At 62.5% G+C, this 26,002-nt stretch carries 29 protein-coding genes; 15 read left to right on the top strand and 14 right to left on the bottom strand.

Features of this window, described 5'->3' with window-relative positions:
* Positions 1–157 precede the first annotated feature (157 nt).
* The 5 genes from ACSQ3Z_RS15175 to ACSQ3Z_RS15195 all read right to left on the bottom strand — a co-directional run bounded on the left by ACSQ3Z_RS15175 (position 158) and on the right by ACSQ3Z_RS15195 (position 4,003).
* Positions 158–610 carry a hypothetical protein gene (locus tag ACSQ3Z_RS15175; RefSeq protein WP_436172148.1) on the bottom strand — a complete coding sequence of 151 codons (453 nt, stop codon included), beginning with the start codon at positions 608–610 and terminating at the stop codon, positions 158–160.
* Between the two features lie 40 nt (positions 611–650).
* Positions 651–845, bottom strand: a complete 195-nt coding sequence (locus tag ACSQ3Z_RS15180; protein WP_436172149.1) for a hypothetical protein — start codon at positions 843–845, stop codon at positions 651–653.
* Entirely contained in the window at positions 842–1,294 is a 453-nt protein-coding gene (locus ACSQ3Z_RS15185; protein WP_436172150.1) for a hypothetical protein, read from the bottom strand. Before ACSQ3Z_RS15185 ends, ACSQ3Z_RS15180 begins: the two co-directional genes overlap by 4 nt.
* Before the next feature lie 655 nt (positions 1,295–1,949).
* Positions 1,950–2,690 carry a hypothetical protein gene (locus ACSQ3Z_RS15190; RefSeq protein WP_436172151.1) on the bottom strand — a complete coding sequence of 247 codons (741 nt, stop codon included), beginning with the start codon at positions 2,688–2,690 and terminating at the stop codon, positions 1,950–1,952.
* Entirely contained in the window at positions 2,690–4,003 is a 1,314-nt protein-coding gene (locus ACSQ3Z_RS15195; protein WP_436172152.1) for a tyrosine-type recombinase/integrase, read from the bottom strand. Before ACSQ3Z_RS15195 ends, ACSQ3Z_RS15190 begins: the two co-directional genes overlap by 1 nt.
* 422 nt (positions 4,004–4,425) lie before the next feature.
* Between ACSQ3Z_RS15195 and ACSQ3Z_RS15200 the strand changes: the two genes are divergently transcribed.
* Complete coding sequence (locus tag ACSQ3Z_RS15200; protein WP_436172153.1) at positions 4,426–4,956, top strand: hypothetical protein; 531 nt, start codon at positions 4,426–4,428, stop codon at positions 4,954–4,956.
* A 426-nt stretch (positions 4,957–5,382) separates the two neighbouring features.
* A complete protein-coding gene (locus ACSQ3Z_RS15205) occupies positions 5,383–5,814 on the top strand; it encodes a cupin domain-containing protein (protein WP_436172154.1) in 432 nt (143 codons plus the stop codon).
* An 87-nt stretch (positions 5,815–5,901) separates the two neighbouring features.
* On the opposite strand, the gene ACSQ3Z_RS15210 is transcribed toward ACSQ3Z_RS15205, so the two are convergent.
* Complete coding sequence (locus tag ACSQ3Z_RS15210; RefSeq protein WP_436172155.1) at positions 5,902–6,357, bottom strand: carboxymuconolactone decarboxylase family protein; 456 nt, start codon at positions 6,355–6,357, stop codon at positions 5,902–5,904.
* A gap of 210 nt (positions 6,358–6,567) precedes the next feature.
* On the opposite strand from ACSQ3Z_RS15210, the gene ACSQ3Z_RS15215 reads away from it, so the two are divergent.
* From ACSQ3Z_RS15215 to ACSQ3Z_RS15225, 3 genes are all read left to right on the top strand, one after another.
* A complete protein-coding gene (locus tag ACSQ3Z_RS15215) occupies positions 6,568–7,338 on the top strand; it encodes a copper homeostasis protein CutC (RefSeq protein WP_436172156.1) in 771 nt (256 codons plus the stop codon).
* A gap of 2 nt (positions 7,339–7,340) precedes the next feature.
* Positions 7,341–7,835: a GNAT family N-acetyltransferase gene (locus tag ACSQ3Z_RS15220; protein ID WP_436172157.1), complete on the top strand. Its 495-nt coding sequence runs from the start codon at positions 7,341–7,343 to the stop codon at positions 7,833–7,835.
* Positions 7,836–7,913: 78 nt separating this feature from the next.
* Complete coding sequence (locus ACSQ3Z_RS15225; RefSeq protein WP_436172158.1) at positions 7,914–8,402, top strand: SRPBCC family protein; 489 nt, start codon at positions 7,914–7,916, stop codon at positions 8,400–8,402.
* A 72-nt stretch (positions 8,403–8,474) separates the two neighbouring features.
* On the opposite strand, the gene ACSQ3Z_RS15230 is transcribed toward ACSQ3Z_RS15225, so the two are convergent.
* From ACSQ3Z_RS15230 to ACSQ3Z_RS15240, 3 genes are all read right to left on the bottom strand, one after another.
* On the bottom strand, positions 8,475–9,272 hold the full coding sequence (locus tag ACSQ3Z_RS15230) for an FAD binding domain-containing protein (protein ID WP_436172159.1): 798 nt from the start codon (positions 9,270–9,272) through the stop codon (positions 8,475–8,477).
* 122 nt (positions 9,273–9,394) lie between these two features.
* Positions 9,395–11,746 (bottom strand): xanthine dehydrogenase family protein molybdopterin-binding subunit, encoded by a 2,352-nt coding sequence (locus tag ACSQ3Z_RS15235; RefSeq protein ID WP_436172160.1) that lies wholly within the window; start codon positions 11,744–11,746, stop codon positions 9,395–9,397.
* A 119-nt stretch (positions 11,747–11,865) separates the two neighbouring features.
* Complete coding sequence (locus ACSQ3Z_RS15240; RefSeq protein ID WP_436172161.1) at positions 11,866–12,366, bottom strand: (2Fe-2S)-binding protein; 501 nt, start codon at positions 12,364–12,366, stop codon at positions 11,866–11,868.
* Positions 12,367–12,601: 235 nt separating this feature from the next.
* On the opposite strand from ACSQ3Z_RS15240, the gene ACSQ3Z_RS15245 reads away from it, so the two are divergent.
* The 5 genes from ACSQ3Z_RS15245 to ACSQ3Z_RS15265 all read left to right on the top strand — a co-directional run bounded on the left by ACSQ3Z_RS15245 (position 12,602) and on the right by ACSQ3Z_RS15265 (position 16,570).
* Positions 12,602–13,822: an FIST N-terminal domain-containing protein gene (locus ACSQ3Z_RS15245; protein ID WP_436172162.1), complete on the top strand. Its 1,221-nt coding sequence runs from the start codon at positions 12,602–12,604 to the stop codon at positions 13,820–13,822.
* Positions 13,823–13,834: 12 nt separating this feature from the next.
* Positions 13,835–15,178: an ATP-binding response regulator gene (locus ACSQ3Z_RS15250; RefSeq protein ID WP_436172163.1), complete on the top strand. Its 1,344-nt coding sequence runs from the start codon at positions 13,835–13,837 to the stop codon at positions 15,176–15,178.
* Between the two features lie 3 nt (positions 15,179–15,181).
* Positions 15,182–15,613 carry a hypothetical protein gene (locus ACSQ3Z_RS15255; RefSeq protein WP_436172164.1) on the top strand — a complete coding sequence of 144 codons (432 nt, stop codon included), beginning with the start codon at positions 15,182–15,184 and terminating at the stop codon, positions 15,611–15,613.
* 8 nt (positions 15,614–15,621) lie between these two features.
* Positions 15,622–16,011, top strand: coding sequence for a hypothetical protein (locus ACSQ3Z_RS15260; protein WP_436172165.1), 390 nt, complete (start codon positions 15,622–15,624; stop codon positions 16,009–16,011).
* A 151-nt stretch (positions 16,012–16,162) separates the two neighbouring features.
* Positions 16,163–16,570, top strand: coding sequence for a hypothetical protein (locus ACSQ3Z_RS15265; RefSeq protein ID WP_436172166.1), 408 nt, complete (start codon positions 16,163–16,165; stop codon positions 16,568–16,570).
* Between the two features lie 90 nt (positions 16,571–16,660).
* Here the strand turns inward: ACSQ3Z_RS15265 and ACSQ3Z_RS15270 are convergent, their stop codons facing one another.
* Positions 16,661–17,344 carry a response regulator gene (locus ACSQ3Z_RS15270; RefSeq protein ID WP_436172167.1) on the bottom strand — a complete coding sequence of 228 codons (684 nt, stop codon included), beginning with the start codon at positions 17,342–17,344 and terminating at the stop codon, positions 16,661–16,663.
* A 159-nt stretch (positions 17,345–17,503) separates the two neighbouring features.
* Here ACSQ3Z_RS15270 and ACSQ3Z_RS15275 point away from each other — a divergent pair, with 159 nt between their 5' ends.
* From ACSQ3Z_RS15275 to ACSQ3Z_RS15285, 3 genes are read left to right on the top strand one after another with little or no spacing between them, the layout of a single operon-like run.
* On the top strand, positions 17,504–18,202 hold the full coding sequence (locus tag ACSQ3Z_RS15275; protein WP_436172168.1) for a fumarylacetoacetate hydrolase family protein: 699 nt from the start codon (positions 17,504–17,506) through the stop codon (positions 18,200–18,202).
* 4 nt (positions 18,203–18,206) lie between these two features.
* Positions 18,207–18,857: a maleylacetoacetate isomerase gene (maiA, locus tag ACSQ3Z_RS15280; RefSeq protein WP_436172169.1), complete on the top strand. Its 651-nt coding sequence runs from the start codon at positions 18,207–18,209 to the stop codon at positions 18,855–18,857.
* Positions 18,858–18,891: 34 nt separating this feature from the next.
* Entirely contained in the window at positions 18,892–19,935 is a 1,044-nt protein-coding gene (locus ACSQ3Z_RS15285; RefSeq protein ID WP_436172170.1) for a zinc-dependent alcohol dehydrogenase family protein, read from the top strand.
* Between the two features lie 15 nt (positions 19,936–19,950).
* Here the strand turns inward: ACSQ3Z_RS15285 and ACSQ3Z_RS15290 are convergent, their stop codons facing one another.
* Positions 19,951–20,841, bottom strand: coding sequence for a DMT family transporter (locus ACSQ3Z_RS15290; RefSeq protein WP_436172171.1), 891 nt, complete (start codon positions 20,839–20,841; stop codon positions 19,951–19,953).
* A gap of 102 nt (positions 20,842–20,943) precedes the next feature.
* Here ACSQ3Z_RS15290 and ACSQ3Z_RS15295 point away from each other — a divergent pair, with 102 nt between their 5' ends.
* The gene (locus tag ACSQ3Z_RS15295; RefSeq protein WP_436172172.1) at positions 20,944–22,347 is read left to right on the top strand and encodes a PLP-dependent aminotransferase family protein; all 1,404 of its coding nucleotides are present in this window, start codon (positions 20,944–20,946) and stop codon (positions 22,345–22,347) included.
* Between the two features lie 15 nt (positions 22,348–22,362).
* Here ACSQ3Z_RS15295 and ACSQ3Z_RS15300 read toward each other — a convergent pair whose 3' ends face one another.
* The gene (locus ACSQ3Z_RS15300; RefSeq protein ID WP_436172173.1) at positions 22,363–23,256 is read right to left on the bottom strand and encodes a LysR family transcriptional regulator; all 894 of its coding nucleotides are present in this window, start codon (positions 23,254–23,256) and stop codon (positions 22,363–22,365) included.
* Between the two features lie 131 nt (positions 23,257–23,387).
* On the opposite strand from ACSQ3Z_RS15300, the gene ACSQ3Z_RS15305 reads away from it, so the two are divergent.
* Positions 23,388–24,836 carry an MFS transporter gene (locus tag ACSQ3Z_RS15305; RefSeq protein ID WP_436172174.1) on the top strand — a complete coding sequence of 483 codons (1,449 nt, stop codon included), beginning with the start codon at positions 23,388–23,390 and terminating at the stop codon, positions 24,834–24,836.
* A 4-nt stretch (positions 24,837–24,840) separates the two neighbouring features.
* Here the strand turns inward: ACSQ3Z_RS15305 and ACSQ3Z_RS15310 are convergent, their stop codons facing one another.
* Positions 24,841–25,338 (bottom strand): MaoC family dehydratase, encoded by a 498-nt coding sequence (locus ACSQ3Z_RS15310; RefSeq protein WP_436172175.1) that lies wholly within the window; start codon positions 25,336–25,338, stop codon positions 24,841–24,843.
* A gap of 213 nt (positions 25,339–25,551) precedes the next feature.
* Positions 25,552–25,980: a phasin family protein gene (locus tag ACSQ3Z_RS15315; RefSeq protein ID WP_436172176.1), complete on the bottom strand. Its 429-nt coding sequence runs from the start codon at positions 25,978–25,980 to the stop codon at positions 25,552–25,554.
* Positions 25,981–26,002: the final 22 nt, after the last annotated feature.

The following is a 26,002-nucleotide window of genomic DNA, read 5'->3' on the forward strand; positions in this document are numbered from 1 at the left end:
CGATGTATCTGGCTCCGACTGCTTCAACCTCTCCGAAGGCGGAGCGAGCGAGCCGCCATCTAAGCGGCCGGGCGAGCCTCGCGACGCCGAGACCGCGCCAGCAGCTTTTTGCTCAAAACAGATATCCGGGACGGAGGGTTTGCACGAGACGCCGTCGTCAACTTGCCCTGTTGACAGGCTGCTCCGACGGCGTCGGCGGCGTCGAGTGGGCTTTAAGGGCTGTATGTTCGCCATCCTGTTGGCGAAGCAAGCCGGTCTCCGGTGGCGAACCAAGATCTGCTTTTGCTTCGCCATCTAGGTGACGAACCGAGACTTCTTTTGCTTCGTCGTCTGGATGGCGAACCGAAGCTACATTTGCCTCGCCATCTGGGTGGCGAAGCAATGTGATCTCCGCCGGGCCTCGACCGACCTGTACACTGCGGATCAACCCGGCGGTTTTCAGAGTTGCGATGTGCCGATCGAGCATGCGGAGCGAAACGCCCATCTGGCGGGCCAATCTCGAACGCAACGCAAAACAAACCGGTCGATCGTGTCTGCGTCCGGGGCGAGAATTGGCCGAAGGTCCGGCGCCGGTGTAGGTCGCAATCAATAGCAGCAGAAACCGAGGCATTGGTTCATCCAGTCCTAAAACGTCGCGAGCCCATCGGATGTCATCGAAGCCCATTTGTTTGGACCTGCGCCTGATGGCTAGACGAATGGGGAGGCACCTTGCCGTTGTTGTCGAAGGTGTCGGAAAGCGACTTGTTGAATTCCCAATGGCCGAGCCCCAGACAGTAGCCGCGCCCATTCCGGGCCTCGCCACCGAGCGCGTGGGTGATGTCGATTAGGGTAGGCGCATTGCTCATTGTGAGTGGATCTCAAAGCCACCGCTGGCACGGCAGAACGCAGAAAACTCGCACACGTCTTCGACGCGGAGCTCGTCGGCAAAGTCCATCAACTGCGCGCACTTGAACGCCGCTTCGAGCTCATCGGCAAGCTCCACCGACTGCTCGCCCCTGAACGCCGCCTCGAGCTCGTCGGCAAATTGAACGACCTTGACTTTCTTGCCGAATTTCCCGATGTACCTGGGGACTGCACCGCTTTCGATCAGCGCGTCGAGCTTGTCGGCGAGCTTGATCGATTGTGCGGCGTCAAGTCCGTCTCCACTGTTGGAGTGCCACTCTCGGCAGCTGCTGGTTTCGACAGCAGCAAGCGTGATCACACAGCCGGCGAGCGCGTGCCATGCCCATGCGGGACGCATGAAAATGCTGCCACACCTAGATGTCGGTTTCACGCCAAAAACGTCCATACCCATGATTAGGCTCCTTGTTCCGGCTGTCGCTCGACGCGATCCATTTCGAGTGCCTGTGTGTGTTCACCGTCCAACGAAGCCGATTTCTTCCGTGACCGTCAGTATCCTTCTTCATTCTGCTGATGTGGAAGTTGACGGCGTAGGGTTGGGCTCAACCAGCAGAAGATTTAGCCAGTCGCGCGCTTGACGCGCCGATCCAGACAAGGTTGCCCGCCTCCCCTCCCTGTCGCTCGCCGACAAAACATCCTGCGGTTTGACGTCGAGGCCGTTGCCGGCGATGGAGTGGATAGCGGCTATGATCCTTTGGATTTTCTCCGGCTTCGAATTCGGGGGGCGGGATTTCGGCGCGGACTGAAGCAAACGGCGCGAACCCGTCACCTTGGACGCGACCCTGTGAGCAGGCTGACGACGCCGCCTGCCGCATTATTGGCGGTGGGAACTCGCCGATCCACCGCTCGACTCTGTGGCGCGGCATCAATGCTGGTCGCTATTCCAAGCCTTTGAAAGTTGGACCGAACACCAACCGGTGGCGGCGCAAGCCTCATCAACCAGATCATCATCGCTGAGTGCCTGCTGGGTATTGTTCTCCATAGTGTCGCTCCATGTTCCAGCGACCCTCAACGAAGCCCAACTCGGCGCTATTGTCTAAATGGACGCTTCAAAAATTTTTCGGCAGGTACCGTCCGCTCGCGAAATAGTGTAATTGGACCACACTCTGCGGAAGGAAGTTTCTGGCGAACTTGTCGATGTCGAAGCGATGTCTCTTGACGAATTTTCGAATGGCGCCTGGCGTGACAGTCGGTCCCTTCATTCCTGCCGACATGATTGAGACGAACGCAACAAGAGGGCCGCTCGGCCTGTTCTTTCCGTTGTCGGACGCCTTTACCTCGCGCGAAAGCACGAAATTCCAGAATGTGATTAGTGACATCCAATAGAAATATCGAACTTTCCCCGATTGGGGTTGAAGGCCGAAGATCTTCTCGACCCTAATTTCCTCGAGCCGCTGGCTGGCACTTCGAGCCAGAGCTTCCAGGTCGTCGACAAGCTGATCTATCTCGACGCTGGATTCGATCTTCTCATAGTCCATGTCCCAAACATGGCGCCAACCATTGTCGTGATCGATCCGCCCGAGAAGTTCGATCAACTCTCGGGCACGAATAGCGATCAAGCTCTCGTCGTCGACCATCTGCTTGCTTTCCCGAAAGTCCCACGAGCGACCGACCATGGCGAGGCAGTCGACAAGAATTGGAAGCTGCCGGACGTCGATACTTCGTGCGGCCAGCATCTCAACCGCGTCCGGCGCGGGAAACTTGGCGCACCATCGCACCTCTTTCATCCGTTGACTGAATCGGCGTTGCGCATCGGTCATCATGGTGCTGCTGGCCACCGAAGGGAGCACTATGCCCTCCCACGAAGCGCAACAACGTCGGCGCCGCTCGCGACAATCCCCGCAAGCCGATTGGCCCAATGGGCGAGGGCATCCCGCTTTTCCCTCATGTAGTCGTAGCGGGCATAAACGCGGCTGGTGATGCTGGCCTTAGTTGCGCTGACATGGTTCAGGACGTGGCCTATGATGAAGGGTGAGACACCAAGCTCTTCCATGTGTGTTGCGGCGGTGCGACGAAGATCGTGCGCTGTCCAGGGTTCAACGCCTAGTATGCTCGCCGCGTCACGCTTCACTACCTCCTCGCGCTTGATTGCCTTTGCGACGGCAGCGCCCGTAACGGCAGACCGCGCGCCCGGCCCAGGAAATACGAAGAGCGGCACAGCCCTGCTCTTCCGTTCCGCAAGTGCCTTCACGTCGGCGAGTTGGTCACGAATGATGTCGATCGCCATTTCAGATAGAGGTACGATGTGCTCACGCTTGTTCTTTGAACGCGCCGACGGAATGGTCCACACCGACGCATCGAAATCCAACTCATCGATCGACATACCGGCGACCTCGCCGACGCGTTGTGCTGTGACAAGGCACAGGCGAATGACTCGGCGCGTAGATTCGCGCATCTCGGCGCCCGCCAACGCCGTCCAAACGGTCTTGATCTGGTCGCCGGACAAGACACGGTCGCGCTCGACCGTTTCGGTGGGCTTCGCCATGCCTTCGGTCAAGTTGCTATCCAGATCGCCACGACCGCGCCCCCATCGGATCATGGCGCGAAGATCCTCGAACACCCGGTTTGCCTCGACAGCCGCTCCCCGGTCTTTCACCGCGTCGATCGCCTTGGTGATGTCGCGACGATGCAGCTCCGCGAGCTTGAGGTCGCCGATACAGCCTGATGATGCTTTCTCGATCTTTTTTCCGTCAGCGTCATAGCCGGACACATTCTTACGCAGCCTGCGCGCGATCTCATCGACCGACCGCCGCGATGATGCCCGGCGGATGAGATAGCTCTCGACCAGATCAGAGACAGTCATCGAGGCGGCATGCGCCTTCTTGGCGGCCACGGGATTTCCGCCGTCTTGGACGCTGGCACGCGTATCCTTGGCTTTCTGGCGAGCACCTTTGTCGGTGCCGAGCGGTACCTCGGGATAGGTGCCAAGCTTCAACCACTGCCGCTTGTTCGGCGGCCCGTAAACCGCGAACCAGCTCTTTTGCCCACCTGCCGAGACGCGCAACACCAGACCTTTGGCGGTCGTATCGAAATAGTCGGCTTTTCGGCCGGAACCGGCCTTCGCGGCTTGGCAGAATTTGTCGGTGAGTTCGAGTTTCGGCATTTGTCCAGCGACCAACCTTGCTACAACCGGTTTGCCCGGGGTTCCGTGAGTGATCTACAGGATGATCTACACAAAACCATGCGCCTTGTCGATACCGGCCGCGACATGTAGCGACGAGGTGAACCGCTAATCAATTGTTATTGTTAGAAATTATAGAATTTCAAGCTGTCGCACGCCGATGCAGGAAATCGCCCTAGAAACCCTCTGTTAACCGGTTGGTCGCTGGTTCGAATCCGGCCCGGGGAGCCAATCTTTCCAAAGGCTTAAGAGACCTGGCTAACCGACGACTATTCGGTTGCGTACGGCATATGCACGCATGGTGCCTTTGGCCGGCCGGACATAAGCAATCCTTGATTCCTGGCGGTTTCCTGCAACTATTGGCCGAAATCCATGTCAAATGGATGCAATGGGGGCATTGGACCATGGCAAGGAATCGGTTTTCAGGGCACGCCCTGGCTCTCTTGGCTGCTCACGCGTTCATCTCCGATGGTCGCGCCAATGACGCGACGAAGCCGGTCGAGGCAGCCGCGCGCATCTCCCATCTGCTCGACCGCTCCGACATGGCGAGAGCCTATGCAGGCGAATCGGACCTGGTAACCGCCTACACGACGGGAATGGCGCGCAATCGTCTCAATCTGACGGCGCGGGGTGGCGAAAACGACCTTGCGGTCCCTCTCGAGCCAAGGCTCCTGCGCGCGGAATTCCGTGCGCGGACATGGCGGGCGGCGGACGGCAGCCTGTTGCAGGGTTTTGCTGGCACGGGCGGCTTTCGGCTGACGACCGGAAATTGCCTGGCCCGCATCTGCGCCGCCAGCGAATGCAGCGATGACGGTTGGCCGGTCTACAAATGCAGCGACGGCCGCAAACGCAAGATGTCGGTTGCTGACTTCGTGACGGCAGTCTTCGACGGTGTCCCCTACCGGCGATTGAGCGCCCCTCCTCCCAAAGAGTAGCGCAGCACATCAATGCCACGAGCGACAATGCCGAGTACCGGCGAAGGGATCGAGGCCTGAGGGCGCCGGGCACGCAAAACGAACAATGATTTGACCGACACCCTATGATGCTGCGCAAGGGCCGAAGGGCCGGCTTACGCGATCGCGCAATAATCAATCCGGCGGACTTTGCTATGCTTGGCTCAGCGGCGGACTTGACGCCGCGTGGCCGGCGCCACCAGGCAACCCCAATCTCCCCGCCCCCTGCGGCGCCGGCCATCCTCGAAAAAGCAGCGATCAATCGATCGCATCGATTTTCAGATTCCGGATCCGCTGCCATTCCGCCCGACGGTGGGTCTGCGACCCCTATCCTGTTCGGCTCTGCGAGATGCGCTTGCACGCGCATGCCTGCCGGGCAATGGTGCGACAGTGTCTTCGGGAGGAACCATGCGAAACATCCTGGCATCGGCGCTGCTGCTTTGCGCCGCGCTTTGTGCAAACACCGCCGAGGCGCTGGACAGCAGCGCAACTCCGGTTGTCGTGACGCCGCTTGCCGATCGCACGGAGACGGCCTCCGGCCAGCCGATCACGCTGCCGCAAAAAAACGTCCAGGTCCTGGTTTCGACCTTCGACATTGCGGTGGGCGCGACCTTGCCGGTGCACAAGCATCCGTTTCCCCGCTATGCCTATGTCGAGGCCGGGACGCTCAAAGTCACGAATGTCGAGACCGGCAAGAGCAACACCTACAAGACGGGCGATTTCATCGTCGAGATGATCGGCCAGTGGCACCAGGCCACCAATGTCGGCGACGGCCCGGTCAAGCTTTTGGTCATCGACCAGGTCGAGCAAGGCGCCAAGAACACAGTGCTGCGCCAGTAGCCGCACTTGGAGCGGCGAACCGCTCCAAAGGTTTGTTTTCACGCAATTCCGGACGGAAAACCGCTGCGCACTTTTCCTGGAACTGCTTCAACCCCAGGCGCCGACCGGCTGCCTGGTGGCGGCGTTGAGGCGGTTGAACGCATTGATGAGCGCGATCTGGACGACCAGCGCGGCCAGCCCCTTCTCATCATAGTGCCGGGCGGCCTCGTCCCAGATATCGTCGGGCACCGCATCCGCCCGGTCGCTCAGCCGGGTCGTGGCTTCAGCCAGCGCAAGGGCTGCGCGTTCGGCATCGTTGAAATAAGGCGTTTCGCGCCAGGCGGAGACGGCAAAGACACGCTCGTCCTTTTCGCCGGCCTTCTTCAGTTCGCGCGCATGCATGTCGACGCAGACGCTGCAGCCATTGATCTGGCTGGCACGCAGGTGAACGAGCTTGCGCGTCACATAGGGCACGTCGGCGGCCTCCGTCGACTTGTCCAGTGCCAGCAGCGCCTGCAATGCGCCGGGAATGAGCATCACCGGGTTTTTCAGTCGTGCTTGCATGATCGGTCTCCTTCCAATTTGTTTCGGGTGGACGGTCGTCGGTCACGCAACCAATAACCCGTCAGCTATGGGTTATACATAACTCTTCAGTTATGGATATGTCAAGCATGGCCTGGCCCTGACCAGGCGCCCCCTGTCGCGTGTTGGACCGATCATTGCTGCTTTAACGACGACAGGCCCGATGCTAGGGCTGGCCGTCTGCAATCATGAATGGATCGCCCCTTGGCCAGAAATGCACGCCTGCCCCTGATCGAACTGTGCGTCGAAGGCATTGACGGGCTGCTCGCCGCGCAAGCCGCCGGCGCCGACCGGGTCGAACTCTGCTCCAGCCTGGTCGAAGGCGGCATCACGCCGAGCCTCGGCACGGTGCGCGCCGCGCTCGAGCTTGCGACCGTTCCGTTCCATGTCATCGTGCGGCCGCGCGGCGGTGACTTTCTCTATAGCGAGACCGAATACCGTTCGATGCTGGCCGATGTCGGCGCGCTCCGCGATCTCGGCGCCGCCGGTGTCGTGGTCGGCTGCCTCAATGCGGACGGCACCATCGACGAGCAGCGCATGAGCGGTCTGGTGCAGGCGGCCGGTTCGCTCAACGTCACCTGCCACCGCGCCTTCGACATGACGCGCGATGCGGCCGAGGCACTTGAAGCCCTGATCCGCTGCAAGGTCGGCCGCGTGCTGACCAGCGGCCAGCGCGACACGGCGCTGGAGGGGGCGGACCTGCTGGCCGATCTTGTCCGACAGGCTGGCGACCGCATCATCATCCTCGGTTGCGGTGCGCTCGCCCCCGACAACATCGCCGAGGTGCTCAAAAAAACCGGCCTGAGCGAAATGCATTTCGCCGCGCTCTCCGACGTGCCGAGCCTAATGCGCTACCGCAATCCGCATGTCGGCATGGGCGGCACCGACCTCGATCGCGAATACCGCACCACCATCACCGACAAGGCACTGGTGGCGGCGACCATCGCGGCTGCCAGGGCGTGACGATGAGCGCATCTTTGCCGATAGACCGGGTCTTGCCCGAGGACGAACCCGCCATCCTGGCGCTCAACAACGAGCATGCGGCCGAACTGTCGTGGCTCGAGCCCGAGCGGCTGTCCTTCCTGATCGGCGAAGCATTCTACGCGCGCCGCATCGGCGCGCTCGAAGCCTTCATCATGACCTTCGACCAGGATGCCCAATACGACAGCCCGAACTTCCTCTGGTTCCGCGAGCGCTATCGGCGCTTCGTCTATGTCGACCGGGTGGTCGTCGCGGCCCAAGCGCGCGGCCGTGGCCATGCGCGCCGACTCTACGAGGATCTGTTCGACCAGGTTTCGCGCGCCGGCCACACCATCGTCACCTGCGAGGTGAATGCCGACCCGCCCAACCCGGCCTCCGATGCCTTCCATGCCGCGCTCGGCTTTGCCGAGGTCGGCGATGCCGTGATCCATGGCGGCAAGAAGGCCGTACGCTACTACGCCCGACAGATCGGCCGCTAACCCGCCAGTGAACTGCACTGGCGCTGTAAACAAGCCAAGGCTAATGTAATTGCTTCCGCCAGCCGGGGGCGAAACACCATGCCGAGCAACGTCTTCCGCTTCGACGAGAGCTGGGACATTCCCGAGGCGACGCCGCAAGAGGTGTGGGAGGTGCTCTCCGATGCCGAACTGCTGCCGCTCTGGTGGGGCGATGTCTACAAGGAGGTTGCGCCGCTCGACAGGAAGGGCAAGGGCATCGTCGGCTCGCGGGCACGAGCCCGGGCCCGAGGCGCCTTGCCCTACGAGTTGAACTTCATCGTCGAGGCCGCCGAACTCCAACCTGGCCGGCTGGTGGTGGTCAAGACTTTTGGCGATTTCGACGGGCTCTGGCGGGCGGAACTGTCGCCGTCCGGGACCGGCACCCATGTCAAGCTGATCTGGCAGGTGACGGTGCTGAGGCCGATCCTGAAACTGCTGGCACCGATCCTGCGCCACGCCTTTGCCTGGAACCATCGCTGGACCACGCCGCGTGGCGAGGCCGGCCTGCGCCGCTATCTTGCCAAGCAGAAAAATAGCAGGGCGGCCTGATCGCACTGCGCAAGCCTGAACCAAAGAAAAGGGGCCGTGAAGGCCCCTTCTCGATTCATGACCTGCAAGCGCTCAGGCGTTGGCTGCAGCCACCGCGCGCTTGGCCATCACCGCGATCAGATTGGCGCGATAGTCCGCCGAGGCATGAATGTCGGTCATCAAATTCTTGGCCGGCACTTTCACGCCGTCGAGCGCCGATGCGGCAAAATTTTTCGCCAGCGCCGCCTCGATCTCCTTCGAGCGGAACACGCCGTCATCACCGGCACCGGTGACGGCAGCACTGACCCCATCCTTGCCCTTGGCCACGAACACGCCGACGATCGCATAGCGCGATGCCGGATTGCGGAACTTTTCATAGGCAGCCTTGGCCGGCGCGCTGAAGCTCACCGCCGTGATGATCTCGCCATCCTTCAAAGCGGTCTCGAACAGACCCTTGAAGAACTTGTCGGCGGCAATCTGACGCTTGTTGGTGACGATTGTTGCCCCCAGCGCCAGCAGCGCTGCAGGGTAGTCGGCGGCCGGATCATTGTTGGCGATCGAACCGCCGATCGTTCCCCTGTGGCGCACCGCCGGGTCGCCGATCAGCGACGCCATGTGGGCGAGCGCCGGGCAAGCCTTCTTCAGCTTCTCGTCGTTGGCGACATCGCAATGCGTGGTGGCGGCGCCGATGGTCACGGTCTTGCCCGACACCTTGACGCCCTGCAACTCCTTGATGCGCGACACATCGACCAAGTCCGTGGGTGCGGCAAGCCGCGTCTTCATGGCGGGGATCAGCGTCATGCCGCCAGACAAGAGCTTCGCATCGCCGCTCTTCAACAGCTTGGCGGCATCGGCGACCGAGGTGGCGCGGTGGTAGTTGACTGCGTACATGGGATTCTCCCCTGGATGAAGAGTGCTTGGTGAATAGTGAGTAGTCAGTAGTGAATGGTCAGGTGCCGCCTTGGTAAAGCGCTCTTCTATTCACCATTCACTACTTCCTACCCACTCCTGTTTCAGTGCTTCGTCGTCGCGCGGATCGCAGCCCAGACCGTGGACGGCGATGCTGGCATGGCAAGATCGTTAGTGCCGATGGCATCGGTGATCGCATTGATCACCGCGGGTGGCGAACCGATCGCGCCGGCCTCGCCGCAGCCCTTGACGCCGAGCGGATTGGACGGGCACGGCGTGTTCGAGGTCGAGACCTTGAATGAAGGCAGGTCGTCGGCGCGCGGCATAGTGTAGTCCATGTAGCTTGCCGTCAGCAATTGTCCGCTGGCGTCATAGTGGGCGCCTTCCAGCAATGCCTGGCCGATGCCTTGGGCGATACCGCCATGCACCTGCCCCTCGACGATCATCGGGTTGATGATGTTGCCGAAATCGTCGGCCGCCACGAACTGGACGATCTCGGTCATGCCGGTTTCCGGATCGACCTCGACCTCGCAGATGTAGCAGCCGGCCGGGAAGGTGAAGTTGGACGGATCGTAGAACGCCGTCTCCTTCAGGCCGGGCTCCATGCCGCCGGGAAGATTGTGCGCGGTGTAGGCGGCCAGCGCCACCTGGAACCACGGCACCTGCTTGTCGGTGCCGGCGACTTTCAGCGCGCCGTCCTCGATGACGATGTCGCCCTCGTCGGCCTCAAGCAAATGGGCGGCGATCTTCTTGGCCTTGGCCTCGACCTTGTCGAGCGCCTTGGCGACCGCGCTCATGCCGACCGCGGCCGAGCGCGAGCCGGAGGTGCCCATGCCCATCTGCACCTTGTCGGTGTCGCCATGCACGATCGACACCGAGTCGAGCGCCACGCCGAAGCGCTGGGTAACCAGCTGGGCGAAGGTCGTCTCGTGGCCCTGGCCGCTGCTCTGCGAGCCGGTCAGGACCTCGATCGTGCCGACCGCGTTGACCCGCACCTCGGCCGATTCCCACAGGCCGACGCTGGCGCCGAGCGAGCCGACCGCGGCACTCGGCGCGAGGCCGCAGGCCTCGATGTAGCAGCTCATGCCGATGCCACGCAGTCTGCCGCGCTTGGCGGCTGCCGCCTTGCGGGCGGGGAAGCCCGCCCAGTCGGCAGCCTTGGTCGCCGCGTTGAGCGAAGCCTCGTAGTCGCCGGCGTCGTAGTTCATGATGACCGGCGTCTGGTACGGGAACTCCGTGATGAAGTTTTTCCGCCTGAGTTCGGCCGGCGAGACGCCGAGCTCGCGCGCCGCCGTCTCCATGACGCGCTCGATCAAATAGGCGGCCTCTGGCCGGCCTGCCCCGCGATAGGCGTCGACCGGCGCGGTGTTGGTGTAGACGGCGCGCACGTTGCAGTGGATCGCCGGGATGACGTACTGCCCCGACAAGAGCGTCGCATAGAGGTAGGTCGGCACCGCCGACGACAACAGCGACATGTAGGCGCCGAGATTGGCAATGGTGTCGACCTTGAGGCCGATGATCTTGTGGTCCTTGTCGAAGGCCATCTCGACTTCCGAGACATGGTCGCGGCCATGCGCGTCGGTGAGGAAGCTCTCGGTGCGGTCGGCCACCCATTTGACCGGCACGCCGGTCTTCTTCGAGGCCCACAGGCAGACGATCTCTTCCGGATAGATAAAGATCTTCGAGCCGAAGCCGCCGCCGACGTCGGGCGCGATGACGCGCAGCTTGTTCTCCGGCGCGACATTGTAGAAGGCGCTCATCACCAGCCGCGCCACATGCGGGTTCTGCGAGGTCGTCCAGCAGGTGTAGTGGTCCTCGGCCTTGTCGTAATGGCCGAGTGCGGTGCGCGGCTCCATTGCGTTGGGAACCAGCCGGTTGTTGACGATGTGCATTTTCGTCACATGCGCGGCCTTGGCGATTGCCGCGTCCGTGGCGGCGGCATCGCCCAGCCCCCAGTCGAAGATGAGGTTGTTCTCGGCCTCCAGATGGAGCTGCGGCGCACCCTTTTCGAGCGCCTTCGTCGCATCGACGACGGCTTTCAGTTCCTTGTAGGTGATCTCCACCGCCTCGGCCGCATCGCGCGCCTGGCCCTTGGTTTCCGCGACCACGATGACGACTGCGTCGCCGACGTAGCGCACCTTGTCGACGGCGAGCGGCGACCAGGCGCCCATCTTCATCGGCGAGCCGTCCTTGGAATGGATCATCCAGCCGCAGATGAGGTTGCCGATGCCGTCGGCCTTGAGCTCCTTGCCGGTCAGGACGCCGATGACGCCGGGCATGGCCTGAGCCTTCTTGACGTCGATCTTCTTGATCTGCGCATGCGCGTGCGGGCTGCGCACGAAGGCCGCATGCTTCATACCGGGAACCACCATGTCGTCGACATAACGGCCGGCGCCGGTGATGAACCTCTTGTCTTCCTTGCGCGCGACCCGAGCGCCAACACCTTCAATGCCCATCGCAGAAATTCCTCCCGAAATAGTGAGTAGCGATTAGTGAGTAGTGAATGGTGGTGAGTTGCAACTCGGCCAGACGGACACCGACTACTCGCTACTCACTATTCGCTACTCACTTCACCTCAAGCAGCTTGTTTCGCCTTGCCCTTGGCTCCCTTGGCCATCGTCTTCGATGCGGCGAGGATCGCCTTGACGATGTTGTGGTAGCCGGTGCAGCGGCAGATATTGCCTTCCAGTTCGGCGCGCACGGTCGCCTCGTCGAGGCCTTCCGGGTGGCGCGCGATCATGTCGGTCGCGGTCATGATCATGCCGGGCGTGCAGAAGCCGCATTGCAGGCCGTGATGTTCCTTGAACGCCGCCTGCACCGGATGGAGGTCTGCGCCGTTTGCCAGCCCTTCGATCGTCACGACGCTCGACCCGGAGGCCTGCACCGCGAGCATCGAGCACGACTTCACCGCTTTGCCGTCGACATGCACGACGCAGGCGCCGCATTGCGAGGTGTCGCAGCCGACATGCGTCCCGGTGAGGCCGAGATTTTCCCGCAAGAAATGAACCAGCAGCGTCCGGTCTTCGGCAGTGCCGCTGACCCGCTTGCCGTTCACCATCAACGATACGTCCGACATGAAACCTCCCTGGGTAATTTACCTTGGTCGTCCCGGCACCGGTGTTGCCCGGACGCTGCGGCTATCGGCCTATTCCTATACCGCACAAAGCACGGGAAAAAGTGCCTTGCGCCCTCCACGACGCGAGAATGCAGTTCGTCCGAAACGCCGCATATTGTACTTTCGGTCACGCCTGAGGGGGCCGGCCCATTGCCAAAGCGACCCCCGAAGACAACAATGCCCTGCAACGCCCCGCGTGCCGGACACGCACAAGAACAGCGTTGGAGGACCTGCAGGAGGAAGGCAGCTGGCCAGTTCGAGCACGCGCTACGCATGCGGCCTCTCGGCGCTCACCACGGATGAGCCCGACACCAATGCTTTCGCGCAGGCCATCGCGGCGGAAGCAGCAGCGATCGACGCCGGCTTCGCGCTGCTGTTTTTCTCCCAGAGCCTGGTCGACGCGACAGCCCTGTCCCAGGCGCTGAAGGCGCATGCGCCGTCGCTTGCCTATGCCGGCTGTTCGACCGCCGGCGAGATCACGCCGCAAGGTCTGGAGGAAGGCCACGTCCTTGCCTTGCTGCTGCCTTCGGCGTCGTTTTCGACGGTCAGCATCATGGTCGACAACCTCTCCTCGTCGGGCATGGACAGGATCACCGGCGAAGTCGCCGCGCTGAGGCGCCTGCTGCGCGGACGCGTCGGCCACGCACTGGCCAAGGGCACCTTCGCGCTCTGCTTCATCGACGGGCTCTCCTATGCCGAGGAAGCAGTGACCTCGGCCATCCATTGGGGGCTGGACGACATTCCGCTGATCGGCGGCTCGGCGGGCGACGATCTGAAGTTCGAGACGACCAGGCTGATCTCGAACGGCAAGGTCGCCTCAGACAGCGCCATCATCGTGCTGATCACCACGGAAATTCCGTTCCACGTCTTCAAGACCGACAATTTCATCCCCACCGACGAGAAGCTGGTGGTGACCGCGTCCGATCCCGATCACCGCATCGTGCGCGAATTCAACGCCACCAACGCCGCGGAGGAGTATGCCGCTTCGGTCGGTATCATCCCGCAGACGCTGACGCCGCTCAGCTTCGCTTCGCACCCGGTGGTGGTGAAGGTCGGCGGCGAATATTATTGCCGCTCGATCCAGAGGATGCATGCCGACGGCTCGCTGTCGTTCTTCTGCGCCATCGACGATGGCGTCGTGCTCTCCATCGCCCAGCCGAAGAACATGGTGGAAGCAACGCGCGCAGCCCTCAGGGACGTCGAGGAAAAGCTGGGCGGCATCGACATGATCCTCGGTTTCGACTGCGTGCTGCGAAGGCTCGACGCCCGCAACCGCCAGGTCTTTCGCGACATTTCGGAGCTCTACCGGGTCAACAACGTCATCGGCTTCGGCACCTATGGCGAACAGTACCGGTCGATGCACCTCAACCAGACCTTTACCGGCATCGCCTTCGGCGAGCGCCAGGCGGCGGAATAGGATCTTTTCTTCATGCCGCTGAGAGACATCAACGATCTGGAGAAGCTGAAGAAGATCAACGCGGCGCTGGTCAGCCGCGTCGAGCGCTCGATGGACCAGCAGGGCAATGCCTTCTCGCTGTTCCAGACCGCGATTTCGCTGGAGAACCGGGTGCGCACGCGCACCGAGGAACTGCACTCGACCTTGCGCCGGCTCGAACAGTCGAACATCGACCTCAGCGCCGCCAAGGAAACCGCCGAACTGGCGAACCTGTCCAAGACCAGGTTCCTGGCCGCCGCGAGCCATGACGTGCTGCAGCCGCTGAACGCCGCCCACCTCTCCGTCTCGGCGCTGGCCGAACTGCAGACCAGCGACGAAGGCAAGAAACTGGTGCGGCAGGTCGAGCGCTCGCTGGAGACGATGGAAGATCTGCTGCGCACGCTGCTCGACATTTCCAAGCTCGACGCCGGCGTCGTGCAGCCCGATACAGGCGACGTCAGCCTGGAGACGCTGTTCTCCTCGCTGCGCTCGGATTTTCTCCCTGTGGCCGAGATGAAGGGGCTGTCGCTGAAATTCCGGCCGGTCAACGCCGTCGTGCGGTCCGACCGCACCCTGCTGCGCCGCATCCTGCAGAACATCCTGTCCAATGCGCTACGCTACACCCGCTCCGGCGGCGTGCTCGTTGGCACCAGGCATCGTGGCGACATCATCCGCATCGATGTCGCCGACACCGGCTGCGGCATCCCCGACGACCAGCGCGAGGCGGTGTTCGAGGAATTCCACCGCGGCGGCACGACACTCGCCGATACCGGGCTTTCCGGCGGCGGGCTGGGACTGGGCCTCGCCATCGTGCGCCGCATGGCGGCAGCACTTGGCCATCCCGTGACGTTCTCGTCGAAGGTCGGCCGCGGCACCATTTTTCACATCGACGTGCCGGTCGGCATCGGCGCTTCGGCCGACGGCATCGCCGCCGCCGCCGACATGGAACGGCCGCGCGGCTACGGCCTGTTCGGCACCAAGGTGCTGCTGGTCGAGAACGACGCCGATGTGCTGCAAGCGATGACGTCCCTGCTCGAGCGCTGGCAATGCGTGGTGCGGGCGGCGACCTCGACCGACGACGCGCTGGACATGCTTGGCGATACGGACTGGGTGCCGGACATCGTCATCGCCGACCAGCATCTCGACGGCGGCGACCTCGGCACCGCCACCATCGCCGAGGTCCGCGACTATCTCGGCCGCCCGGTTCCGGCGCTGATCGTCACCGCCGACGCTTCAGAAATTGTCGCCAAAGCCGCCCGCGCCGACGGCATCGAGCTGATGCGCAAGCCGCTGCAGCCGGCGCAGTTGAGGGCGCTGCTGGCGCATCTGCTGGCTTAGCGAATGGCTAACGCGTTGTTTGATTACCTGGAAAAGCCGGCGTCATCCCTGTTGACGTCATCGCCGTTTGTATCCTGGAAATTCAAACGAACCGTAGATCACAATCTTCCGGAAATCCGCATAGATTACGTTTCTGCGCGTAACAAATTTTCCTTCATCTGCGATAGCGATGAAAAGATAGACACCATATTCATAGAAGCCGACAATCTGGATCGCGATCTCCTTGCCATTCCCTTTTCATCCAGTCGCAGCGACGTGCTGAATATGTTCGGCGTGCCCTCAAAAAGCGGCGCCGCACGGACTGATCCTTTTTTGGGTGAATTCGGCCCTTGGGACCGCTTCGACGAGGCGCATCATTCAATACATATCTTGTATCACGCTCATGCGGATCGGATAAAAAGGGTGTCGCTGGCTCGCGCTGAAGCGGTGTCGTGAGTCAGGTGATGAGGCTGGCGATCACAGACGGAACGGATTTGGCAATCGACGAGGCAGGACGTTGGTACGTCTCATGGTCAAACGGCACGGCCTATCTCGATGAGCCCAAAGATTCCTTCAGAGTCTGGTTCCTCCTGGAGCGCCCGCTTCCGGAGGTCAGACCGTTGCTCAATGAGCTTGCGAAAAGCGCCGGTTCAATCGACAGATTCCCGGCCTGGAAAGTCGTCGCCGCAGCTTTTGAGTCCGGATCTAGGCCATGGACAGACCTTGCCGTGACCTGGCTTCCCTTTCTCGATGACGCAGAGCTTGGCATGCTGAAGAGTTCACTCGCCACGATCAGAGATTCGAAATGGGCGAGTCAGAAAAGCAGGCAGATGGCGCGGAAGTTCGCGAGGTAGTCTACCTGCCTACACCGGCAAGTGAAGAAATAGCGCACTGTCACCGTAATACGGGCATACGGCCGTTTACACGGGAAGTCTGAATGCTAATGGCCAAGCTCCGACAGTTTCTGGTGATTTTGGAAGCATTGGTGCTGGGGAACCCATACAAATGAGCATCGGCAAACATTCTATATTTTTGTCAGTAACGCTGAGTGTTGCAACTGCTATGGTACTTCTGCTGGTATTTTACCATCAGATCACTGACCCTTCATCGAGATGGGAGGATGCGCTGTCGCCCGAAAAATTGACGGAGCAATTCGGCAACATAAAGGCGATAAAAAGAAGTGACGTTTGGGCGTATCTTGGTCGACCTGATGAAGAAAACATGCCGAAGGAATACGATAACTGGCTCGACAGGCGGATGATTCGAAAAATATTTAAAGTGGTATATAGTACCGGAGTCAATGAGCCGGAGCAAAATCCGATCACTTCATTTATTTACTACGAGTGTAGCATCGTTGTATTAGACCGTAATATTACGCTCAATTCGGCATATTTAGACCTTGATAAGCAGTAATTTATGACCTTCCATGCTCTTTATCCGCGAATTACAGTGACAGTGCGCCTTCAGCCTGAATTATGGTGACAGTGCACTTTTCAGGTGGCGCTAAAACCCAGCCTGATCCCGAAACAGCTCGGCATTATCCAGCTTCGACACTTCGATCACCGCCTGGGTACGGCTATACACGTTGAGCTTGCGCAGGATCTCCGAGACGTGTGCCTTCACCGTGGTCTCGCCGACCTGCAACTCATAGGCGATCTGCTTGTTCAGCATGCCTTGGCGCAGCATCTGCAACACCCTGAGTTGCTGCGGTGTCAATCTGGACAGGCGCTGCAGCATATCGGCGCGATCGGCGCTGTCGGCGTCCGGCGGCTGGCCTTCATAGGTTTCGGGCACATAGATGGCGCCATCCATCACCGAACGGATGGCGGCGGCAAGATCGCTCTTGCGCGCCGATTTCGGGATGAAGCCGGCAGCGCCATAGGACAGCGCCTCGGAAATGATCCTCGGCTCCTCATAGCCCGAGACGATGACCACCGGCAGGCGCGGATGGCGGGTCCTGAGCTGCAGCAGCCCGTCGAAGCCATGCACGTCGGGCATGCTGAGGTCGAGCAGCGCAAGGTCGAACAGTTTTGTGCCGGCCAGAAGATCGAGCGCCTCGGCGATCGAGCGCGCCTCGACCGTATCGACGTCCGGATAGGCCATTTGCACGGCGCTATGCAGCGCCTCGCGAAACAGCGGATGGTCGTCGATGATCAGAAATCTGGCGCGATCGTTGACTGCGGTCATGGTGAGGTCGCTTCACTTCGCTCAGAATAGGATAATCCCGCGACCATGGCCAGATTATTGCAAGATAGTACATCGCCATATTTGGCCGGCGCTTGCTCGGCCGTCCAAATCGGTCGAATGTGCCGGCGAACAAAACCATAGCTTTGGCAGAGACCGTGCATGACAGAATTCGTCCTCCCCTTGCCCGCAACCCCTTCGGTGGCCGTCGCGGGCTCTGAGGCACGTTTTGCGGTACGCCGCATCTTCTGCGTCGGCCGCAACTATGCGGCGCATGCCCGCGAACTCGGCAATGACGAGCGCGACCCGCCCTTCTTCTTCACCAAGCCGGCCGATGCGGTGGTCGATTCGGGCACGACGATCCCCTACCCGCCGCTGACCAGCAACCTGCACCATGAGATCGAGCTAGTCGCCGCGATCGGCAAGGCGGGCTTCCGCATTCCGCGCACGCAGGCCCTCGACCATGTCTGGGGTTACGGCGTCGGCGTCGACCTCACCCGCCGCGACCTTCAGGACGAGGCCAAGAAGGCGGCGCGGCCCTGGGATTGGTCTAAGGCATTTGACCGCTCGGCCCCGTGCGGCCCGCTGGTTCGGGCACAGGCCTCAGGCCATCCCGAGAAAGGTCGCATCTGGCTGGCCGTCGACGGCGCGGTCCGGCAGGACGGCGACCTTGCCGAACTGATCTGGCCGATCGCCGACATCGTGTCGATCTGCAGCGAGGCGCTGGAGCTGGAGCCCGGCGACCTGATCTTCACCGGCACGCCCGCCGGCGTCGGCGCGGTCGGGCCGGGCCAGACGATCACCGGCGGTGTCGACGGCATAGGCACGATCGAACTGACCATCGGCCAGGCGACAGCGTGATCCGATGAGCGACCTCGTCCTTCACAACTACTACCGCTCCTCCACCTCCTACCGGGTGCGGATCGCGCTGGAGATGAAGGGCCTGACCTACGACTACGTGCCGCATCATCTGCGCCACGGCGAGCATCTGGAAGCAGCCTATCTCGCCGTCAATCCGCAGGGGCTGGTGCCGGCGCTGATCCTGGGCGACGGTACGCTTTTGACGCAGTCGCTGGCGATCATCGAATATCTGGACGAGACGAAGCCCGAACCGCCGCTGCTGCCGAAGGATGCGCTCAGCCGGGCGCGCGTCCGAATGCTGGCGCAGATGATCGCCTGCGACATCCATCCGGTGAACAATCTGCGTGTGCTGACCTCGCTGCGCACCCTGTTCGGCGCCGGCGACCAGGACGTCGTCAACTGGTTCCGGCACTGGGTGAACGAAGGTTTCCAGCCGCTTGAAAAAATTCTGGCTTCATCGCCGCAGAGTGGTACATTCTGCCACGGCGATACGCCCGGACTGGCGGACATCTGCCTGGTCGCCCAGGTCACCAACAACGCCCGCTTCGGCGTCGACATGACGCCGTACCCCACTATCTCGCGCATTCATTCCGCCTGCATGGCGCTGCCAGCCTTCCAGAAGGCGGCGCCTGAGAATCAGATAGACGCGGAATAGCCGCAAGATCGGGACAGAGCACAGGGAGTTGCCGATGAAAGCCGTAGTCTTCGAAAAATTCGGCGAAGCGCCGACGATCCAGACCGTGCCCGATCCAAAGCCGGCGCCGGAAGGCGTCGTCATCAAGGTCGAGGCGACCGGGCTCTGCCGCAGCGACTGGCACGGCTGGATGGGCCATGACGACGGCATCACCCTGCCGCATGTGCCGGGCCACGAGCTGGCTGGTGTCGTCGTTGCCGTCGGCAAGCGGGTGACCCGCTGGAAGGCCGGTGAGCGCGTCACCGTACCGTTCGCCGTCGGCTGCGGCCGCTGCTTCGAATGCAACTCGGGCAACCACCAGGTCTGCGAGCACCAGACGCAGCCGGGTTTCACCGCCTGGGGCTCGTTCGCCGAATATGTCGCCATCGACCATGCCGACACCAACCTCGTACGCCTGCCTGACGAGATGGACTTCGCCACCGCTGCCAGCCTCGGCTGCCGCTTCGTCACCTCGTTCCGCGCCATTGTCGACCAGGGCCGGGTGAAGCCGGGAGAATGGGTGGCCGTGCATGGCTGCGGCGGCGTCGGCCTGTCGGCGATCATGATCGCCAGCTCGATGGGCGCCAATGTCATCGCCATCGACCTCACCGACGAGAAGCTGGAGTTCGCCAAGAAGATCGGCGCGGTGGCGACGATCAACGCCGCAACGACGCCGAATGTGGTCAAGGCGGTCAAGCAGATCACCAATGGCGGCGCGCATATGTCGATGGACGCGCTCGGCCACCCGACCACCTCGTTCAACTCGATTGCCAATCTGCGCCGCCGCGGCCGCCACGTGCAGGTCGGCCTGATGCTGGCCGAGCACGCACGCCCGCAGGTGCCGATGGACAAGGTGATCGCCTTCGAGCTCGAGATCCTCGGCAGCCACGGCATGCAGGCCTACCGCTACCCGGCGATGATGGAGATGATCCGCACCGGCAAGTTGAAGCCGGAACAGTTGGTCGGCAAGAAGATCAGCCTCGAGGAGGCACCCGCCGCACTGATGGCGATGGGCGGCTTCGAAGGCATCGGCATCGGTGTGGTGACGAAGTTCTCGTGACGGACAACTCCGTCATTACGCAGCCGCGCGGCGCGGCAAATCCTGCTTCGCGAATTTCTTGGCGCCAACGACGCAAAGCACCACGCCAAGCGTAACGACAAGCATCAGCGGGCTTACCTGCTCGTGCAGCAGCGTTGCCGCCAGCGCGAGACCAAAGAAAGGCTGCAGCAACTGCAACTGCCCCACCGCTGCAATGCCGCCTTGCGCCAGGCCGCGATACCAGAACACGAAGCCGATCAGCATGCTGAACAGCGAGACATAGGCCAAGCCAATCCAAGCGCCGGAGCCGACGTCGGCAAAGGATGGCGGCATCGTCGCAAATGTCAGCACCAGCATGATCGGCAGCGACAGCACCAGCGCCCAGCAGATCACCTGCCAGCCGCCGAGCTTGCGCGACAGCGCCGCGCCCTCGGCGTAGCCCAGCCCGCAGGCGATGATTGCCGACAGCATCAGGAGATCGCCGGTCGGTGAGGCGGACACGCCTTGGCTCAGGGCAAAGCCGACAACAAGCGCGCTGCCGAGGCAGGAGAACAGCCAGAAGGCCGGCCTTGGCCGATCGCCACCGCGCAGCACGCCGAAGATCGCGGTCGCCAGCGGCAGCAGGCCGACGAAGATGATGGAATGGGCCGAGGTTACGTGCTTGAGCGCCAGAGCGGTCAGCAAGGGAAAGCCGACCACCACACCCAACGCCACGATCACCAGCGACAGCAGATCGCCGCGCTCCGGACGTTTCTGGCGGAACAGGAGCAGCAATGCCAGACCAAGCAGTCCGGCAATCGCCGCTCTGGCCGACGTCAGGAATGTCGGATCGAAATCCATCACCGCCACGCGCGTCGCCGGCAGCGAGCCGCTGAAAATCAGCACGCCGACGAAGCCGTTCACCCAGCCGTTCAAACTCTTGTCCATGATCTGCTCCGTTTACCCTCCCGTACAGGTTCGGGGCATGGCGCTGCCAGAGACAATACGGTACAGTTCGGCAAAACTGTTATGGCTCATCGAGAAGTACAGATGGACACATCAGATCCAAAAACCGGTAGCGAAGGAACGCTTGTCGAAGCGGTCATGGCGGCGATCAGGCACAGGATTGCCGCGCGCACCCTGACGCCTGGGGCGCGGCTGCCGTCGATCCGGGCCTTCGCCGGCACGATGCAGGTGTCAAAGTCGACCGTGGTCGAGGCCTATGAACGGCTCGCCGCAGAAGGCACGATCCGCTCGCGGCCGGGCTCCGGCTTCTACGCCGCCGGACCGCTGGCGCCACTGTCGCTGGCCGAGATCGGCCCTCGGCTCGACCGGGCCGTCGATCCGCTCTGGGTTTCGCGCCAGTCGCTGGAGGCCGGCGACGAGACCCTCAAACCTGGCTGCGGCTGGCTGCCGGCCTCGTGGATGCCTCAGACCGGACTGCGCCGGGCGCTGCGCACAGTGGCGCGGGCCGACGATGTCACGCTGGCGGACTACGGCACGCCGCTCGGTTTGCCGGTTCTGCGCCATCTGCTCGCGCGGCGCATGGCCGGGCACGGCATCGAGGCGTCGCCAGAGCAGATCATGCTGACGGAATCGGGCACGCAGGCCATCGACCTCCTCTGCCGCTTCCTGCTCGAACCCGGCGACACGGTGCTGGTCGACGACCCCTGCTATTTCAACTTCCATGCCTTGTTGCGCGCCCACCGGGCCAAGGTCGTCAGCGTTCCCTACACGCCGTCAGGACCTGATATCGAGCTGTTCGCCCAGGCGCTGGCCGAGCACCGGCCGCGCCTCTACATCACCAATTCCGCCATCCACAATCCGACCGGCGCGATCCTGTCGCCAGTCACCGCGCATCGGCTGCTGAAGCTCGCCGACCAGTCGGATCTGACAATCGTCGAGGACGACATCTTCGCCGATTTCGAGCACACGCCTGCCCCGCGCCTCGCGGCGTTCGATGGCCTTAGCCGGGTCGTCCATATCGGCAGCTTCTCCAAGACGCTTTCGGCGTCGGTACGCTGCGGCTACATCTCGGCGCCCCGCGACTGGATCGAACAACTGACCGACCTCAAGATCGCCACGACCTTCGGCGGCGGCCGGCTCGCGGCCGAGCTGGTGCTGACGCTGCTCAAGGACGGCAGCTATCGCAAGCACATGGACTTGCTGCGGGCGCGGCTTTCGCGCGCCATGGGCGAAACGAGCGCCCGCCTGAAGGCGATCGGCATCACGCCCTGGATCGAGCAGCCGGCCGGCCTGTTCCTGTGGTGCAGCCTGCCGGATGGGGTGGATGCGACAGAAGTGGCCCGCCGCGCCTTGGCCACCAACATCGTGCTGGCGCCCGGCAATGCGTTCAGCCTGTCGCAGACCGCCAGCCGTTTCCTCCGTTTCAATGTTGCCCAATGCGGAGACGAGCGGATTTTCACCACGCTCGAAGCGGCGATGTCACGCTGATTTAGTCGTCACCAGTCAGCGAGAAGACGCGCAAACCTCCCGCACGCAATCCCGCAGCCAGCGTTGCGCCGGATCGGCATCGAGACGCGGATGCCAGAGCATGGAGATGGTGACCTCCAAGGTGGTGACCGGCAGGGGAAAGCTGAACATGCCGGCACGTGCCCCGTGCGAATGCCGCTCAGGGACGCTGGCGATCAGATCGGAAGCGCGCGCCATGGCAAGTGCGGCCGAAAAGCCGGAGACCATGCACACCACAGTCCGCTGCAATCCGAGTTGGCTCAAGGCCTCGTCGATCGGCCCTCTTTCGCGGCCACGCCGGGAAACGCTGATATGGCGGCCGGCCGCATAACGCTCGGCGGTGACGATCCCCTCGCTGAGAGGGTGGCCTTTTCGTACCGCACCGATGAAGCGATCGCGGAACAGCGCCTGGATACGCACCTCAGGCCCGGTTTCGCCGGCAACGCCGATCTCCAGGTCAATCGCCGCTTCGCGCAACGAGGTGACGTCTTTGTCGGACTTTGGTGCAAAACGCAGCCGCACGTCAGGCGCATCCGCTTCGATGCGGGCGACAAGACGAGGCCCGAACTCCTCGACGAAACCTTCATTGGTGCGCAGCGTGAACGTCCGGTCGAGACGTGAAAGGTCGAGCAGCCTCGCCGGACGCAACAACGCTTCCGCGTCCTGAACGACACGCCCTGTCTGCTGGCGCAATTCCAGTGCCCGCGGCGTCGGCACTAGGCCGCGGCCGGCGCGGACCAGCAATGGATCGCCCGTTGCCTCGCGCAGGCGCGCCAGCGTCCGGCTCATTGCCGAGGGGCTGAGGCCCAGCCGCTGGGCGGCGCGCGCCACGCTGCCTTCGGCCAACAAAATGTCGAGAGCGAAGATCAAATTGAGATCGGGCGATGCCATCGGCGGACCATAGCACGTGACATGGCGTTCTGTGCATGAATAAGATGCAAATGCTGCGCCTTCCGCCATATCAGTCAAAAGACTAGATCTCTGAAAGCTCCGGTTCTGGAGCGAACAGAAAGGAGATCGCCTTGGCAATCGCTGAGCAAAATCGGGACGAGCGCGTAGCGGCGTCGCAACAGACCCAATCCGCAGGCTGGGCGCTGGCAAGCCTTTCGCTTGCCACGCTGCTGTCCTCGCTCGGAACCAGCATCGCCAGCGTCGGCCTGCCCTCGCTGATGCAAACGTTCGGCGCATCGTTCCAGGCCGTGCAATGGGTGGTTCTCGCCTATCTGCTCGCCATCACCACATTGATCGTCAGTGCCGGACGGCTGGCCGACATGTTCGGTCGCCGGCCGTTGCTGCTTGGCGGCATCGCGCTATTCACGCTCGCCTCGGTGCTGTGCGGCATGGCGCCGACCCTCTGGCTGCTGATTGCCGCACGGGCCATGCAGGGGCTTGGCGCGGCGCTGATGATGGCCCTGACGCTGGCTTTTGTCGCGGAAACGGTGACCAAGGCCAGAACCGGCAGCGCCATGGGCCTGCTCGGCGCCATGTCGGCGATCGGCACGACACTCGGCCCGTCGCTCGGCGGCCTTTTGATCGGCGGCTTCGGCTGGCGGGCAATTTTCCTCATCAATGTCCCCCTGGGGATCCTGACCTTCGCTCTAGCCTGGCGTGCCCTGCCGGCCCGCGCTAAGACCGCGCAAGCCGATCGAGGCGAATTCGATGCGATAGGCACCATCCTGCTTGCCCTGACGCTGGCCGCGTATGCGCTGACCATGACGCTTGGCAGAGGCAGCTTCGGCTCACTCAATATCGGCCTGCTGGCAGCGGCCGGCATCGGCATCATTCTGTTCGCCCGAGCACAAACGAAGGTGAAAAGCCCGTTGATCCAGCTCGCCAGCTTTCGTGATCTCGAGCTGAGCACCAGCCTCACCACAAGCCTCATCGTTGCCACCGTGATAATGGCGACCCTGGTGGTTGCGCCATTCTATCTGTCTCGTGGGCTCGGGCTGGATGCCGCAATGGTCGGTCTCGTGGTGTCGACCGGCCCGCTGATCTCGACCCTGTCGGCGCTGGTGGCCGGACGCCTTGCCGATCGCTTTGGAGCACACAGGATGATGGTCGCCGGCCTGCTCGTCCTCGCCACGGGCACTTTCCTGCTGTCGCTGGCCATGACGAAACTCGGCATCGCCAGCTATGTCGTTCCGATCAGCGTCACCTGCGTCGGCTACGCGCTGTTCCAGACGTCCAACAATGCAGCCGCTATGACCGGTGTCGGTGCTGGCGAGCGTGGTGTCGTTTCCGGCCTGCTCAACCTGTCGCGCAATCTTGGCTTGATCACCGGCGCATCGTTGATGGGCGCCGTCTTCGCCGTCGCATCGGCTGGAGGCTCGGGCGATGCGATATTGGCGCCCGCGGAAGCTGCCCGGGGCATGCAGATCACCTTCCAGACGGCCACGGTGCTTGCGCTGGTCGCGCTTGGTCTCGCGGTGTTCTCCTGGCGCACCGTCGCGAAGCGTCAGAAGCAGGCATAGGGGCTCAGGCCCCTGCCCGCTTGCGGCGCTCGTAGAGCATGACCAGCGTCTCGGCGGTCAAAGCCGGCTTCTGCTCGCCCTCGATCTCGACCGTGTTGGCGGCCTTCATCAGATATTGGCCGGGACCCCTGTCCTCCATCGACAGCAGCGTCGTGCGCAGCCTGATGCGCGCGCCGACCCGGACCGGCGCCAGGAAGCGCACCTTGTCGAAGCCGTAGTTGAAGGCGGCCTGCGTGTTTTCGGGCACGATGCCCATTCCGAGCGCCAACGCACCGATGATCGACAGCGTCAGATAGCCGTGCGCGATCGTGGTGCGGAACGGGCTTTGCCGTTTCGCTCTTTCAGGGTCGACATGGATCCACTGATGATCGCCCGTGCATTCGGCGAACTGGTCGATGCGGTGCTGGTCGACCGTCGTCCACTCCGACACGCCAAGCTCCTGCCCGGCCATCGTCCGCAGCTGCTCGAAGGTCGGCGGCGTCCTCGGCCGTGTTTCCGTCATTCCTGCATTCCCGATCGTTCCGCCTGTCTCCGGACCACGAACCGGCAGTCTCTGTCAATTCGCCGCGAGCGATTCCACTTCAACATCCTCAGGCCGCGTCAGGATTCATTTCGACGCACGAAAAGCCTGCGGCTGAACATTTCCAGCTGCTCGATGGTCTTCATCCCCAGCTTCAAGGGCGAACCAGGGAAAACGGCTTTGGTACGGAACCGACTATTTCTTCTCATAGCCGGAGCGGATTTCCGCCATCGCTTCCTTGATGCGCTCGCGCAGGATCTCGACGGATTCGGTGCCGGATTTCCGGACCAGTTCGGACACCTCGCCGGCATTCTTCAGCGCGGCCTCGAAGGATTTCCGCGCGAACTCCGCCTGCTTTGCCATCAGCTCCTGCGGATTGCCCGGCGCCCGGTAGTTCTGCGCCATATCGGCGACTTCGCGCAGCGTGTCCTGCAGCATCTCGCGCTGCCTGGAGAGCAGCGAGGTCGCCCCGGCCGCACCCGCCCTGGCCGACTTCTCCAGCGCTTCGAGGTTCTTGCGATGGTGGCTGAGGATCGCTTCTATGTCGACATTCGGCACCTTCAGGTCACGGCCGAATCTGCTGAACATGTCCAGGAATGAGTCGGATTCCGGTTGTTTTGCCATAGTCGTTTGCTCCCCAGTCTGC

Source organism: Mesorhizobium sp. LjNodule214 (genome assembly GCF_964252735.1).
GTDB lineage: Bacteria > Pseudomonadota > Alphaproteobacteria > Rhizobiales > Rhizobiaceae > Mesorhizobium.

Excerpts from the sequence above, each read along its gene's own strand:
- ACSQ3Z_RS15175 (WP_436172148.1), bottom strand. The coding sequence starts at position 610 with ATGCCTCGGTTTCTGCTGCTATTGATTGCGACCTACACCGGCGCCGGA.
- ACSQ3Z_RS15180 (WP_436172149.1), bottom strand. The coding sequence starts at position 845 with ATGAGCAATGCGCCTACCCTAATCGACATCACCCACGCGCTCGGTGGC.
- ACSQ3Z_RS15185 (WP_436172150.1), bottom strand. The coding sequence starts at position 1,294 with ATGGGTATGGACGTTTTTGGCGTGAAACCGACATCTAGGTGTGGCAGC.
- ACSQ3Z_RS15195 (WP_436172152.1), bottom strand. The coding sequence starts at position 4,003 with ATGCCGAAACTCGAACTCACCGACAAATTCTGCCAAGCCGCGAAGGCC.
- ACSQ3Z_RS15200 (WP_436172153.1), top strand. The coding sequence starts at position 4,426 with ATGGCAAGGAATCGGTTTTCAGGGCACGCCCTGGCTCTCTTGGCTGCT.
- ACSQ3Z_RS15205 (WP_436172154.1), top strand. The coding sequence starts at position 5,383 with ATGCGAAACATCCTGGCATCGGCGCTGCTGCTTTGCGCCGCGCTTTGT.
- ACSQ3Z_RS15210 (WP_436172155.1), bottom strand. The coding sequence starts at position 6,357 with ATGCAAGCACGACTGAAAAACCCGGTGATGCTCATTCCCGGCGCATTG.
- ACSQ3Z_RS15215 (WP_436172156.1), top strand. The coding sequence starts at position 6,568 with ATGGATCGCCCCTTGGCCAGAAATGCACGCCTGCCCCTGATCGAACTG.
- ACSQ3Z_RS15220 (WP_436172157.1), top strand. The coding sequence starts at position 7,341 with ATGAGCGCATCTTTGCCGATAGACCGGGTCTTGCCCGAGGACGAACCC.
- ACSQ3Z_RS15225 (WP_436172158.1), top strand. The coding sequence starts at position 7,914 with ATGCCGAGCAACGTCTTCCGCTTCGACGAGAGCTGGGACATTCCCGAG.
- ACSQ3Z_RS15230 (WP_436172159.1), bottom strand. The coding sequence starts at position 9,272 with ATGTACGCAGTCAACTACCACCGCGCCACCTCGGTCGCCGATGCCGCC.
- ACSQ3Z_RS15235 (WP_436172160.1), bottom strand. The coding sequence starts at position 11,746 with ATGGGCATTGAAGGTGTTGGCGCTCGGGTCGCGCGCAAGGAAGACAAG.
- ACSQ3Z_RS15240 (WP_436172161.1), bottom strand. The coding sequence starts at position 12,366 with ATGTCGGACGTATCGTTGATGGTGAACGGCAAGCGGGTCAGCGGCACT.
- ACSQ3Z_RS15250 (WP_436172163.1), top strand. The coding sequence starts at position 13,835 with ATGCCGCTGAGAGACATCAACGATCTGGAGAAGCTGAAGAAGATCAAC.
- ACSQ3Z_RS15255 (WP_436172164.1), top strand. The coding sequence starts at position 15,182 with ATGGCTAACGCGTTGTTTGATTACCTGGAAAAGCCGGCGTCATCCCTG.
- ACSQ3Z_RS15260 (WP_436172165.1), top strand. The coding sequence starts at position 15,622 with ATGAGGCTGGCGATCACAGACGGAACGGATTTGGCAATCGACGAGGCA.
- ACSQ3Z_RS15265 (WP_436172166.1), top strand. The coding sequence starts at position 16,163 with ATGAGCATCGGCAAACATTCTATATTTTTGTCAGTAACGCTGAGTGTT.
- ACSQ3Z_RS15270 (WP_436172167.1), bottom strand. The coding sequence starts at position 17,344 with ATGACCGCAGTCAACGATCGCGCCAGATTTCTGATCATCGACGACCAT.
- ACSQ3Z_RS15275 (WP_436172168.1), top strand. The coding sequence starts at position 17,504 with ATGACAGAATTCGTCCTCCCCTTGCCCGCAACCCCTTCGGTGGCCGTC.
- maiA (WP_436172169.1), top strand. The coding sequence starts at position 18,207 with ATGAGCGACCTCGTCCTTCACAACTACTACCGCTCCTCCACCTCCTAC.
- ACSQ3Z_RS15285 (WP_436172170.1), top strand. The coding sequence starts at position 18,892 with ATGAAAGCCGTAGTCTTCGAAAAATTCGGCGAAGCGCCGACGATCCAG.
- ACSQ3Z_RS15290 (WP_436172171.1), bottom strand. The coding sequence starts at position 20,841 with ATGGACAAGAGTTTGAACGGCTGGGTGAACGGCTTCGTCGGCGTGCTG.
- ACSQ3Z_RS15295 (WP_436172172.1), top strand. The coding sequence starts at position 20,944 with ATGGACACATCAGATCCAAAAACCGGTAGCGAAGGAACGCTTGTCGAA.
- ACSQ3Z_RS15300 (WP_436172173.1), bottom strand. The coding sequence starts at position 23,256 with ATGGCATCGCCCGATCTCAATTTGATCTTCGCTCTCGACATTTTGTTG.
- ACSQ3Z_RS15310 (WP_436172175.1), bottom strand. The coding sequence starts at position 25,338 with ATGACGGAAACACGGCCGAGGACGCCGCCGACCTTCGAGCAGCTGCGG.
- ACSQ3Z_RS15315 (WP_436172176.1), bottom strand. The coding sequence starts at position 25,980 with ATGGCAAAACAACCGGAATCCGACTCATTCCTGGACATGTTCAGCAGA.